The organism is Planomonospora parontospora, assembly GCA_014647935.1.
GTDB classification, from domain to species: Bacteria; Actinomycetota; Actinomycetes; order Streptosporangiales; family Streptosporangiaceae; genus Planomonospora; species Planomonospora parontospora.
This window is the reverse complement of record BMQD01000012.1, coordinates 210,011-222,339: the sequence shown is the minus strand read 5'-3', so window position 1 is coordinate 222,339 and position 12,329 is coordinate 210,011. Positions and strand designations below refer to the sequence as shown.

Genomic DNA, 12,329 nt, shown 5'->3' with positions numbered 1-12,329 from the left:
TGCCCGTCTCCGGCCTGATCGCCAACGCGCCGCGGAGGGCTCTTTCGCTGGTCACAGGTCAGCGGTTGCACCCGCCGGGCCGCGAAGCGCTCGTCCAGCGGGCGGATGCCCGTCGGGCGGTCCTGCTCCTGGATGTTCGTCCGGGGTTCGCCTGGGGCCGGTCAGCGGCCGGTGCCCAGCAGGGAACGGCAGTACGGCCGCTGGAACGGCTCGTAGTGCGCGCACGGGTCCGGCTGGTACATCCACCGGGGCCCGGGGCCCGAGGCCGGTCGGGACGCAGATCGGCGGTCGCGCTGCCGGTGGGCCGCGGACCGCGCCGAGTTGCTGCTCTCGGCGCGTGGCGCGGCCGCGCTTGTCCGCGATGCGGCTCTGGCCGAGCTGGTTGCGCTTCCCGCTCTGGCGGCGCCGGCTGCGGGTCGCGCCGGACGGTCGGCCTGGGCCGGTGAGTGAACGCCGATCCGCGGCGGCACCCCGGCCGACCACTCCCGGCGGTTACCGCGGTGGTCTTCACCGGACTTCGCCGTGGTCTCCGTGCGGCGGTCGGATGCGCCGTGCCGAGCGGCCGGGCTCGCGCTCGGTGCAGGGCTCGCCGACCGGGGCGCCGATTGTGCGTCTGCTCCGGGCATGCGGGGCGGCGGGAGCATCTGCCGGGCGGCCTCGGCGGCGCTGCCCGCCGCAGCGGGCGGCTCGGAGGCGTTCCACGTGGACGACCACACGCCGAGGGCGGCCACGACGGCGAACGCGCCGATCAGCGCGGGCAGGGCGAGCCGGTCGCGGTGGAGCTGCGCCCAGGCCCAGGCGGGCCCGCGCCCGGGCTCGGATTCTGGTGCGGGCTGCTGCGCGACGGGCCCGGGCAGGTCGAGGGGCGCCCAGTGCCCGGACGCGTCCGGGTCCGCGGGGCCGCCGACCTTCGGCCCCGGGGCCGCGGTGAAGGCGGTGATGGCCGGTTGCGGAGCGGTCGGCGGCCCGTCGTCCAGGTCATCCAGGTCGTAGGGGTCGTCCATCCCGGTGCGAGGGATGGGGCTGTACGGCATGCGGCCGCGTCGTGCTGCGGTGGCGGAGTCGTCGTGCATGTCACCTCCGTGATCCAGTCTCCCGGAAATCACTGAGTGTAAACATTCGATCACGAAGAGGCTTCGGATGGTCGACGGCTTCACGGGACGCGACCGTCACCGTTCACGCATCCCGGGGGTGGTGCCGTCCTCGTCCACATCGCCGCCCGAGCGGGTCTCCTCGGCGGGCTGGCGGTCCCAGTGACATTCCGCGACCAGGCGCAGTTGACCGACGACGACCGCAAACGCAAGTGGCCCGATCCCTTGCTCTGGACCGACTGACACCCAGCACGCCACCATGGGGACCGCGCGGCCCTCGTCTCCCGCGCTCCGGGCAGGACGGAGCGTAGCCGTCGGCGGCCCCGCCCCTCAAACCTGCTTCCTCGCCGACGCTCGGTCGGCGGGCTTGCCCGCCGGGACCGCCGACGGCTCAAGACGGCCTTCCGGCCCGGGGTACCCGAATGGGTGATGCGAGTTTCGCGAGCCGCCCGCGCGGGCGCGCGTGAGGACCGGCCGGCTGGCGTCCCCATGCGGTAACCATGCGAAGAGCATGCCCGGCCTCGTTACGGTCGCGGATGACACTCCTGAGGCTTTGGGAAAGCCGACATCGCCGATACCCCTGGAGTGTTTTCCTTTTCCGATCAGGTACGGAGCACGCTCTCATGAAACCCGGTTCCTCCCGCCGTCTGGCCGCCATGGCGACCGGCGCGGCCGTACTGGCGGGCATGGCCGCTCCGACCGCCGCGGCGGCCGACCCCGCCCCGCGCCCTACCGCGGCCGTCACCCACGTCCCGGCGGTGACCCGGCCCATGGCGCCCGCCCCGCGCCCCAGCGCGGTCGCCACCTACGTCCACCCGGCCCGCACCGAACTCCTGAACCCCGCCCCGCGCCCCACCGCGACCGTCAGCCACAGGCTGGCCCTGACCGGGCCGGTCCTTCCCACCCCGCGCCTCACCGCGGTGGTCACCCGCCCTCCGGTTTCGATCGATCGCTCCCTCCGGCCGACGCCCCGGGTCACGGGACCGCTCACTCCCTTCTCGACCCTGGGCGTCGATCTGCGGGTGAAGGCGAAGGACTGCAACCGGTTCGCCCTGGAGGGGCACATCGACTACTTCGGTCCCCGGCGTGAGGGTGCCTACGGCTGGACGTTCTTCGGGGAGTTCAACCCGCACGAGCCCATCACCATGGGTGGCACCACCGTCGTGGAACGCGAGTACGACACCCGGACCAAGGAGGACGGCAGGCACGGCAGGGCGTCCCTGTGGGTCGGCACCACCTCCGGCGACACCCTGCAGCACCGCGACGAGATCGGTTTCACCTCCTGGTGTGCGCGACGGACGCGCGACACGGACGGCCCGCCGGGTACGCCGACCCCGGTCCTGTGGCACCCGAAGGTCGTCGCCGCGGTGAAACCCCCCGTCGCCACGCACACCCGCGGCGACGAGGAGTACTTCGACTCGGAGAACAGCGGCCCCTGTCCCGCCGCCGCCCGCACTTTCACCGGCGCGATCACCTACAACGGCCCGATCCCCGAGTCGGGGGAGGCGACCGTGACCTACCGCTGGGTCCGCCACGATTTCGGGACCGATCCCGTCAAGAGCGAGCCGCGCACGGCCAGGTTCCGCCGCTCGGGCCAGACGGTCGCGGTGCACGACTCGTGGATCCCCCGGCTGAAGGAGAGCGGCAAGGCAGCCGGCACCGCACGGATGATCGACATCGATGACGGTGTGACGGACACCTTCGAACACCCCGACCCGCGCACCGGTTCCGTCGTCGACCGTTACATGTGCACGTCGGAGTGACCACGCAGGCGGGGAGGGAGCACATGTCCTGCTGTCGTGCCTTCTCCCCGTCCCGCGTCCCCCGAAACAAATAACGATCTGTATTGATTTTCCCACCTGCTCTGCCAGGCGGTGCTCCGACCAGGCCTGAGGCAGCGGTCCCGGAGACGGCCGTCCCGCCGTACATGTCCACCGTGAAGGTCGCCCCCGTCGAACGAGGCGCCGCCGGTGAAGGTCACCCCGATGAACCGGACCCCGACCATGTGGAAGTGCCGGAAGTCGAGGTCGATGAGGGTGGCGCCGGTCAGGTCGATGTGCATGCCGTCCCAGAAGCGGGGATCGGCCGGTTTACCGCTGTCCCGCTCTTCAGGGGCGCGGTCGTCGCGCAGGTGCCCGGCGAGGATGCGCTGCGCGGTCAGAGGGACTTGGCACTCGCCCTCACCACCCTCGGCAGCGCCGGCCGTAGGCGGATCAGTAGGGATAGCTCTTCCGGCGGTGCAGACGGCGTGGTAGCGGCGCCGGGCCGCGCGCAGGGGGCCTCGCCCCGAAGTGTGGACACCTTGAGTGCCGGATCATGGAGATCTGGGGGCCAAGAAGTTCCGCATGGCCGTGAAGGTCTACTCAGCCGAGTTCAAAGCCGACGCCGTCGCGCTGTACCTGTCGGGCCCGGCCCGGACCTACGCCTCGGTGGCCGAGGACCTGGGCGTCAACCGCGAGACACTGCGCCTGCGGGTGCAGCAGGCGCGCGCGGCCGGCACCGTCCCGGCCGCGGCGGCACCGGCCCGGCCGGCAGCCGCCGAGGTCGCGCTTGAGCAGGAGAACGAGCAGCTGCGGACCCGGATCCGGGAACTGGAGATTGAGCGTGACATCCTCCGCCGGGCGGCCGAGTATTTCGCGGGCGAGACCAACTGATGAGGAGCCGTCAACAGCCGGCCGATCAGGCGGTGCCCGACCTGCTGGAGCGCGTCTTCACCGCGTCCGCGCCGGACCGGCGCTACGTCGGCGACATCACGTATCTGCCGACCGGCGACGGCCGGTTCCTCTACCTGGCGACCGTGATCGATCCGCCCTCGCGCCGTCTGGCAGGCTGGTCGATCGCCGACCACATGTGCACCGAGGTGGTGACCGACGCGCTGCGGGCCGTGGCCGCCACCCGGGGCGGAGCCCTGGCGGAGTCGTTCTTCGCCACGTTGAAGGGCGAACTGCTCGGGGATCGGGCCTGGTCCAGCCGGGCCGCCGCCCGCAGCGCGATCTTCGAGTCCATCGAGGGCTGGTACAACCTGCACCGGCTGCACAGCAGTCTGGGCTGCGTCAGCCCTGCCGTCCACGAGGCCGCTGTCGCGGCCTGATCACCACACCGAAGGTGTCTGCCAAAGCGGAGCAAGCTCACATTCCGCCGTGGAAGCCATGAACTGCCGGATGTTCGATGTAGCCGGAAAACCCCTGACAACGTTTGATTCGTTACATCCTGGATCTTGCGAGAGAAGATCCATCCGAGGAGATTGACGGCAGTTGTCAAATCTCCATCGGCTTTCGGAGCAACCCCCATGACCAGATGGAAACACCTCCTGCTCGCCCTGGCGGTGGCCGTGCCCACAGGCGCCCTGCCGGCGGCGACCGCCCCCGCCGCGTCGGCGTCGTCCACGCCCACCCCGACGCCCCTGCCGTCCCCGCCGATCGAAAACGGTGAGACCCAGCCGGTCCACTCACGCGCCGACGCCCTGACCGAGACCGTGTTCGTGGAGGTCGCCGGGACCGACAGCGACGCCGACGGCCGCCCCGACCGGGTCGCCGTCGACATCATGCGCCCGGCGGCGACCGCCACCGGGCTGAAGGTCCCGGTCATCATGGAGGCCAGCCCCTACTACGCGGGCGGCAACGACGTGGACAACCACGTCGTCGACCTCGACGGCTCCGACCCCGCCGGCATGGAGTACCGCCGCAACAAGTTCAACGACCTGCGCGACGAGATGTTCGGCCAGGCCGAGGACCCGGCCGCCGCCCGCGCCGCCGCCGGCCCCTTCCCGGGCTATTACGATAATTTCTTCGTTCCGCGCGGTTACGCGGTCGCGCTGGTGGAGAATCTCGGCTCGGGCCGGGCCACCGGTTGCCCGACCACCGGCCTGCCCAACGAGACCGCCGGGCCGAAGGCCGCGATCGACTGGCTGAACGGCCGGGCCAGGGGCTTCGACGCGGCCGGGAACGAGGTCCGGGCCGACTGGTCCACCGGGAACGTCGGCATGATCGGCGTCTCCTACAACGGCACCCTGCCCAACGCCGTCGCCGCCACCGGGGTCAAGGGCCTGAAGGCCATCGTGCCGATCGCGGCCATCTCCTCCTGGTACGACTACTACCGCGCCAACGGCGGCGTCGTCGCCCCCGGCGGCTACCAGGGCGAGGACGCCGACGTGCTCGCCCGGTACGTGCTGACCCGGGAGAACGGGCAGGAGGTGTGCGGCGGGCTGATGGACGCCATCGAGCGCGACCAGGACCGCGTCACCGGCGACTACACGCGTTTCTGGCACGAACGCAACTACCTGCCTGACGCGCGCAAGGTGCGCGCCGCGGTCTTCGTCGTTCACGGCCTCAACGACTGGAACGTCAAGACCGGCCAGGCCGTCCAGTGGTGGGACGCGCTGGCGAAGCGCGGCGTGCCGCGCAAGATCTGGCTGCACCAGGGTGCGCACTTCAACCCGTTCAACTTCGCCGGGCGCAACGCCGAGTGGCTGCGCCAGCTGCACCGCTGGTTCGACTTCCACCTGTACGGCCTGCGCAACGGGATCATGGACGAGCCGCAGGCCGACGTCGAGCACGGGCCCGGCCAGTGGGCGCAGCACGCGGCCTGGCCGCTGCCCGGCACGCGCGACGTGCGCTTCGCCCTGGCGGCGGGGAAGGACGGTGGTACCGGAACGCTGAGTCCGCGTCACGGTCGCGCGGAGAGGTCCACCGAGTCCTTCACGGACGCTCCCGCGCGCACGGCCGAGCAGCTCGCCGGGAACGAGGCGGCCGCCGACCCCAACCGGCTGGCCTACCTGTCGGCGCCGCTGGCCAAGGAGGTCCGACTCTCCGGCACACCGGAGGTCTCGGTGAAGGCGGCGTTCTCCGGCGGCCGCTCGCCGTACCTGACGGCGCTGCTGGTCGACTACGGCACCGACGCCCGCGCCTACGGCCAGGTCGCCTACGGCGCCACCCCGGTCTGCTACGGCCAGGGCGTGCCCGGTGACACCGGCTGCGCCCGGCTGGCCGAGCACGTCACCGCCACCGCCCCGTTCAAGATCATAACTCGGGGCTGGCTGGACGTCCGCAACCGGAACTCCGCATCCAGGACCGAACTGCTGCGCGAGGGCCGGTTCTACGACTTCCGCTTCGACCTGCAGCCGAGCGACCACATCGTCAAGGCCGGGCACCGGATCGGCGTCGTGCTGATCTCCACCGACCGCGACTTCACCCTCCGCCTGCCCGCCGGGACCCGGGTGGAGGTCAAGCCGGGCGACAGCTCCGTGACGCTCCCGCTCGTCGGCGGGCGGCACGCGCTGGACTGACCCGGCCGGCTCCGGCCGCCGGGACCGGGTCCCTCCGGAGCCCGGCGGCCGCCGCGGCTCCCGCCCGGGCCCGGCCGGCCGCACGCCGTCCCCGCGTGGTGGCGGCGTGCGGCCGACCGGGACCGGCGGGCGCACACCCCTCACCCGGCAGGGGCCCGCTCCACGAGGCGCTGGGCGTAGTACGCGCCCAGCCGCTCGCGGGAGCGGGGCGCGCCGGCCTCGGCTCCGTGGAACTGCGGAGCCTCCATGATCTCCTCCCTGGTGGGGGAGACGTGGACCGTGCGCTCGACCGGGTCGACACGGGTGATCAGGCCGGCGGGCAGCAGAGTGCTCCTGTCGGAGATCCACGATCCGGTGTCGATGACGATGTAGCTGTCGTCCGCCATGGTGCTCTCCTCCTCCACGGGGCCGATCTCCCCGTCGGGGGCCTGCACCTCGAAACCGATGAGGTCCAGCGACCGGTCGCCGCCGTAGACGTCCGGACGGTAGTTCCACAGGTTCTCGTTCGTCATGATCGGGCTCTTCTCCTGTCGGGGAACGGATGTCGGCGGCTCGTCTACCCGCCCAGGTGAGAGCAAACGAACCCGGAGAACGGCTCGCGGGACGCGGCCGCGTCCCGGCGCTCCGCGCCTGCCGCCGACCCCCGGCCGGTCCGTTCCGGCGCTCCGCGCCTGCCGCCGACCTCCGGGTCCGCGCCTGCCGCCGGCCTCCGCCCGGCCGGTTCCGGCCCCGCCGCCCGGCGTGGAGAGCGGCCGAGGCGTCAGTCCCGGAACCGAGCCTCGGGGTGGCTCCGCGAGGGGCGGTCCAGCAGCGGCTGCGGCCGGCCGCGCAGGTGCAGGTCGAAGAAGGCCCCGACGTAGGCGCGGACGACGTCCACCGCCCGCGTTCCCGGCAGCGGCTTGACGGGGGCACCGCCCGCTTTCGGGGGAAGCGAGTACTCCTCCAGCGGGATGCCGAGCCGTTTCGCGAACAGCGGGTGGTCGGAGAAGGACGAGTGGTCGGCGCCGTCGACGGTCAGCCAGCGCTTCCAGCCGGTCATCCGCCGCCAGTCGCGGTCCCAGGAGCGGTCGGGTCCGCCCGGATCGTGGATCCTGGCCGCGCCCAGCAGCAGGAACGGGCGGGAGAGCCCCTTGCGGGGCAGCGGCAGGTAGAAGGTGCCGTCCATGTTCACCCCGGCGCGCACCCGGGAGTCGGTGAGCACGACCCGGGCGGCGCTGTTGCCGCCGATGGAATGGCCCGCCATCGCGACCCGGGACGCGTCGATCAGGCCGCCGTGCTTCCAGGCCGGATCCGCCCCGGTCAGCCGGTCGAGGACGAAGGAGACGTCGGCCGCCCGGCTGCGGGTGATCTTCTTTCCGTAGCCGGGGTCGCGCTCCGCGACCTCGCAGGCGGTGCACGTGGCGGTGCGCCCGCCGGGCAGCGCCGTCCCGAACGCCTCGTGGGTGTGGTCGATCCCCGCCACTGCGTACCCCCTGCTGGCCAGATCCTCCGACAGCGCCGTCAGGGAGGAGCGGGACTGGGAGAACCCGGGCGACAGCACGACGAGCGGAAGACCGCCCGCCCGCCCGATCGGTGCGGCGTCGGTGAAGGCGTTGGTGCGCGTCCGGCTCAGCAGCGTCGCGTTCCGGCGCGTCGCCGGTGCTCCCAGCCCTTTCAGGAGCAGCGACGCCTCCTCGAAGGTCATGTACGGGGCCCGCCGCGTCCCCGGCGCCCTGGCCGGATACCACAGCGAGACCATGAGCTCGCGCGGCTTCCCGCCGGTCGCCCAGGGGTCCGGCCGGGAGGCGTCGACCAGGTGCAACGTCGTGGTGCCCACCGGGTGCGGGCCGGTCGGCTCCGGCAGGGCCAGGCCCGGTCCGGGCGGGACGGAGCCGCCGACCGGGCCGGCGGAGGGCGAGAAGGAGGAGGGGGCGGCGGCCGCCGCGGCGGGCGCGGCGAGGGCGGGCAGCGCGACGGCGGGCAGTGCGAGGGCGGCGGCCAGCACTCCGCGGAGGACGCCTGCCGGCATCGGCGACATGGTTGACATGACGATCACTCTGCTGATCTCCGTCCGACACGGTATCGGTCGAAGAGTCAGCGAAAACTTAGACTTTCGGCGCAGAAGGCATCAAGGCGCTCGTTCCGAGTGAGGAGACCGGCCGAGAGGCCGTCACCCGGATGACGGGCGCCGGCGTGCCCGCTCCCGCGATCTTCCCGCCGCACGCCGCCTGCTTCGTCCCGCTTCGCCCTGCCCTGTACGGCGGGCGGGGCGACCCTGAGGGGCGACCCTGGCTTGTCCCTGATCTCGGTCCGTGGGACCGCCGCCCGGCCCCTTCGCGCCCTACGGTGGGCACATGGGACGAATTCTGCTGATCGTGGCGGCCGTGGTGCTCGCCTTCTTCCTGCTCGGCTCGGTGCTGGGCCTCCTGTTCGGCCTGCTCAAGTGGGCCCTGATCATCGGTCTGGTGGCCGTGGTGGTCATGTTCGCGGCCAAGCTCTTCCGCTCCTCGAAGGTCCGCGGCTGACGCCGGCCGGGTGACCGCCGTCCACCGCGTCTCCGCCGGGGCCGCACCCGGCGGAGACGCGGTGGACGGCGTGACCGCACCCGGCGGGCCCCGGCGGGCGGGGTCACGCCTGGCGGTAGCCGTCGAGGAACCGGCCGATGCGGCCGATCGCCGCGTCCAGGTCGTCGGCGTGCGGCAGGGTGAGGATGCGGAAGTGGTCGGGGCGCGGCCAGTTGAAGCCGGTGCCCTGCACGACTTGGATCTTCTCCCGCAGCAGCAGGTCCAGGACGAACCGCTGGTCGTCGACGATCTTGTGCACCTCGGGATCGAGGCGGGGGAACGCGTACACCGCTCCCTGCGGTTTCACGCACGAGACGCCGGGGATCCGGTTGAGCCTCTCCCAGGCGAGGTCGCGCTGCTCGCGCAGGCGGCCGCCCGGCAGGACCAGGTCGGTGATGCTCTGCCGGCCGCCGAGCGCCGCCTGGACGGCGTACTGCGCGGGGGTGTTGGGGCACAGCCGCATGGAGGCCAGCATGGTCAGGCCCTCAAGGTAGTCGCGGGCGTGCTCGCGGGGGCCGGACACCACCAGCCAGCCGGAGCGGTAGCCGGCCACCCGGTAGGCCTTCGACAGGCCGGAGAAGGTCAGGCACACCAGGTCGGGGGCGAGCGCCGCGACGTGGTGGTGGACGGCGTCGTCGTAGAGGATCTTGTCGTAGACCTCGTCGGCCAGCACCATCAGGCCGTGCCGCCGGGCCAGGTCGAGGATCCCCTCCAGGACCTGCTTCGGGTAGACCGCGCCGGTGGGGTTGTTGGGATTGATGATCACCACGGCCCTGGTGCGAGCGGTGATCTTGGCGGCCATGTCGTCGAGGTCGGGGTACCAGCCGGCCGACTCGTCGCACAGGTAGTGCACGGCCCGCCCGCCGGCCAGGGTGGTCACGGCCGTCCACAGCGGGTAGTCCGGGGCCGGGATGAGGACCTCGTCGCCGTCGTCGACCAGGGCCTGGACCGCCATCGAGATCAGCTCGGAGACGCCGTTGCCGAGGTAGACGTCGTCGACGTCCACGTCGGGCAGGCCGCGCTCCTGGTAGTGCTGGGCCACCGCCCGCCGCGCGGGCAGCACGCCCCGGGAGTCGGTGTAGCCGTGGGCCTTCGGAAGCATCCGGATCATGTCCTGGACGATCTCCTCGGGCGCCTCGAAACCGAACAGCGCCGGGTTGCCGGTGTTCAGCCGGAGCACGCTGTGACCCGCCTCCTCCAGGGCGTCGGCGTGCTCGACGACCGGTCCGCGGATCTCGTAGCAGATCCCGTTCAGCTTGCTCGACTGCCTGAACTCCATGCGGTGGTCTCCCGATCCGTGTCCGCGTCTCCGCCGTCTGCGGTGTTACTTGGTTCTACCAAGTGAGCACTTGGAAAGTCCAACCGTTAGAGTGGCGGCATGCCACGACGGAGCTACGACCAGTACTGCGCCATCGCGCGGGCACTCGACGCCGTCGGCGACCGGTGGGCGCTGCTGGTCGTCCGGGAGCTGCTGGCCGGTCCCCGCAGGTACACCGAGCTGCACGCCGACCTGCCGGGGGTGAGCACGGACGTGCTCGCCGCCCGGCTGAAGGACCTGGAGCGGGAGGGCGTCGTGACCCGCCGCAGGCTGCCGCCGCCCGGCGCCGCCGCGGTCTACGAGCTCACGCCGCGCGGCCGCGGCCTGCTGCCGGTCCTGGCCGCGCTGGCGTCCTGGGGCGCGGACGGCCTCGCCGAGCGGAGCCCGACCGACGCCGTCCGCGCGCACTGGTTCGCCGTCCCCCTGGTGCACCGGCTCGAGCGGGTCGCGGGCGGGCGCGCCGGGGTCGTCGAGGTGGCGCTGGAGGAGGGGACCTTCCACCTGCGGCTCGGCGGGGAGGGCCCGCCGTCCTACGGGGACGGCCCGGCCGAGGCCGCCGACGCGCGGCTCGCCACGGACGCGGACACCTGCGTCGCCCTCGCCCGGGACGTCCGGACGGTCGCGGACGCCGTGGCCGCCGGACGGATCACGGTGACCGGCCGGGGCCCGCTCGCCGACGCGCTGCGGGGCGCGTGACCGCGGCCGGGACGCGCGCCCCGCACGACCCGGGCGCCGGCCGCGTGCGGTGCGCGCCGAGGAGCGCCCGGCCGCGTCCGGCACCACCCGGCCGCTCCGGTCACTCCGATTCCGCGGCGCGGGCCGGCTCCAGGGCGGCCCACTCCCGGCGGCGGACCTCCGCCACGGCGATCGCCGTGGCGACCCCGACGTTGAAGGAGCCGACCCGGCCGACCTGCGGGATGTAGCAGACGGCGTCGGCGGCCTCCAGCAGCGCGGGGGAGCAGCCGTGGTCCTCGCTGCCCACCACCAGGCACACGTCGCCGGTCAGCTCCGCCTCGTGCAGCGGGACGGCGTCGCCGGTCAGCTCCACCGCGACCACCCGGAACCCGTCCGCCTTGGCGGCCCGTACGGCCTCCGTCACCGGGACCGGCTCCTCCCAGGCGACGAGCCGGTCGGTGCCCAGCGCCGTCTTCTGCGCCTTGGGGTTGGTCGGGGGAGTGGCGTTGCCGGCCAGCCAGATGCGGTCGGCCCCGAAGGCGGCGGCGGTGCGGAAGATGGAGCCGATGTTGAACGGTCCGGTCACCGATTCGACGATCAGGGCGAGGCGGCCTTCGGTGTTCCTGCGCCAGGTGCGGTTGAGCCGCTTGACGTCGGTCGGCCGCAGCTGCCTGCGCGGGTTGGCGGTCATGGGGCGTTCACCGTTCCTGGTCGTGGGTCTCGTCGTCGTGCTCTCGCCGTCCGCCGGCCGGCTCCGCGCGGGCCGGGCGGCGCTCACCGCGCCCCGACCCGGAGGATCCGGTAGGACGACCGGGAGGCCGTACGGGTCGTGGGCCAGCCCTGCTCGTTGAGCCAGCGCTGCAGGGAGTCGGATCCCAGGTGCTTCTGGACCACCAGGTGGGCGGCGCCGTCCGGGGTCAGGCGCGACAGCCAGCGCGTCAGCATCTCGTGCAGGGCGGCCTTGCCGATGCGGATCGCCGGGTTGGACCAGATGGCGCTGAACCTGACCTCTTCCGGGACCTCGTCGGCATGCACTGACCTTACTTTGTCAAGGCCGGCGGTCCGGGCATTCACAGCGCACAGGTCCACAGAACGGCGATTCACGTCGACCGCCCAGACGGTCGCGCCGGGAGCCCGGGAGGCCATCGTCAGCGCGATGGGACCGTAACCGCATCCCAGGTCCAGCAGGTCGCCCTCCGGCGGGGGAGGGGGCACGCTCTCCAGCAGGATGCGGGTGCCCTGGTCGACCCGCTCGGGGGAGAACACCCCGCTGTCGGTCTCCAGCCTCAGGTGGAGGTCGGGGAGGACGAGCGTGACCGAGCCCGGCCGGCTGGCGCTCTCGGGGCGCTCCTCGAAGTAATGTGCCACGTGCCCATTGTCCCGCCTCCGGCGCGGCGCTCCGCACACCCGGTGGCCGG

At 72.8% G+C, this 12,329-nt stretch carries 10 protein-coding genes and 1 pseudogene; 5 read left to right on the top strand and 6 right to left on the bottom strand.

Features of this window, described 5'->3' with window-relative positions:
• Positions 1 to 161: 161 nt before the first annotated feature.
• Positions 162 to 1,073 (bottom strand): hypothetical protein, encoded by a 912-nt coding sequence (locus IEZ07_RS20315; RefSeq protein ID WP_191896174.1) that lies wholly within the window; start codon positions 1,071 to 1,073, stop codon positions 162 to 164.
• 641 nt (positions 1,074 to 1,714) lie between these two features.
• On the opposite strand from IEZ07_RS20315, the gene IEZ07_RS20310 reads away from it, so the two are divergent.
• From IEZ07_RS20310 to IEZ07_RS20300, 3 genes and pseudogenes are all read left to right on the top strand, one after another.
• Positions 1,715 to 2,854, top strand: coding sequence for a hypothetical protein (locus IEZ07_RS20310; protein ID WP_191896173.1), 1,140 nt, complete (start codon positions 1,715 to 1,717; stop codon positions 2,852 to 2,854).
• Positions 2,855 to 3,436: 582 nt separating this feature from the next.
• Positions 3,437 to 4,182 (top strand): annotated as a pseudogene (locus IEZ07_RS20305) (DDE-type integrase/transposase/recombinase).
• 198 nt (positions 4,183 to 4,380) lie between these two features.
• Entirely contained in the window at positions 4,381 to 6,375 is a 1,995-nt protein-coding gene (locus IEZ07_RS20300) for a Xaa-Pro dipeptidyl-peptidase (RefSeq protein ID WP_191896172.1), read from the top strand.
• A gap of 140 nt (positions 6,376 to 6,515) precedes the next feature.
• Here IEZ07_RS20300 and IEZ07_RS20295 read toward each other — a convergent pair whose 3' ends face one another.
• Positions 6,516 to 6,887 carry a PRC-barrel domain containing protein gene (locus IEZ07_RS20295; RefSeq protein WP_191896171.1) on the bottom strand — a complete coding sequence of 124 codons (372 nt, stop codon included), beginning with the start codon at positions 6,885 to 6,887 and terminating at the stop codon, positions 6,516 to 6,518.
• A 248-nt stretch (positions 6,888 to 7,135) separates the two neighbouring features.
• On the bottom strand, positions 7,136 to 8,383 hold the full coding sequence (locus IEZ07_RS20290; RefSeq protein WP_239320243.1) for an alpha/beta hydrolase family protein: 1,248 nt from the start codon (positions 8,381 to 8,383) through the stop codon (positions 7,136 to 7,138).
• Between the two features lie 325 nt (positions 8,384 to 8,708).
• On the opposite strand from IEZ07_RS20290, the gene IEZ07_RS20285 reads away from it, so the two are divergent.
• Entirely contained in the window at positions 8,709 to 8,879 is a 171-nt protein-coding gene (locus IEZ07_RS20285; protein WP_189240065.1) for a hypothetical protein, read from the top strand.
• A 103-nt stretch (positions 8,880 to 8,982) separates the two neighbouring features.
• Here IEZ07_RS20285 and IEZ07_RS20280 read toward each other — a convergent pair whose 3' ends face one another.
• Complete coding sequence (locus IEZ07_RS20280; RefSeq protein WP_191896170.1) at positions 8,983 to 10,197, bottom strand: pyridoxal phosphate-dependent aminotransferase; 1,215 nt, start codon at positions 10,195 to 10,197, stop codon at positions 8,983 to 8,985.
• 99 nt (positions 10,198 to 10,296) lie between these two features.
• On the opposite strand from IEZ07_RS20280, the gene IEZ07_RS20275 reads away from it, so the two are divergent.
• Entirely contained in the window at positions 10,297 to 10,932 is a 636-nt protein-coding gene (locus IEZ07_RS20275; protein ID WP_191896169.1) for a winged helix-turn-helix transcriptional regulator, read from the top strand.
• Between the two features lie 100 nt (positions 10,933 to 11,032).
• Here the strand turns inward: IEZ07_RS20275 and IEZ07_RS20270 are convergent, their stop codons facing one another.
• Together IEZ07_RS20270 and IEZ07_RS20265 are read right to left on the bottom strand one after the other, a co-directional pair.
• Positions 11,033 to 11,602, bottom strand: coding sequence for a TrmH family RNA methyltransferase (locus IEZ07_RS20270; protein ID WP_191896168.1), 570 nt, complete (start codon positions 11,600 to 11,602; stop codon positions 11,033 to 11,035).
• Positions 11,603 to 11,685: 83 nt separating this feature from the next.
• Positions 11,686 to 12,279, bottom strand: a complete 594-nt coding sequence (locus IEZ07_RS20265; protein ID WP_191896167.1) for a class I SAM-dependent methyltransferase — start codon at positions 12,277 to 12,279, stop codon at positions 11,686 to 11,688.
• Positions 12,280 to 12,329: the final 50 nt, after the last annotated feature.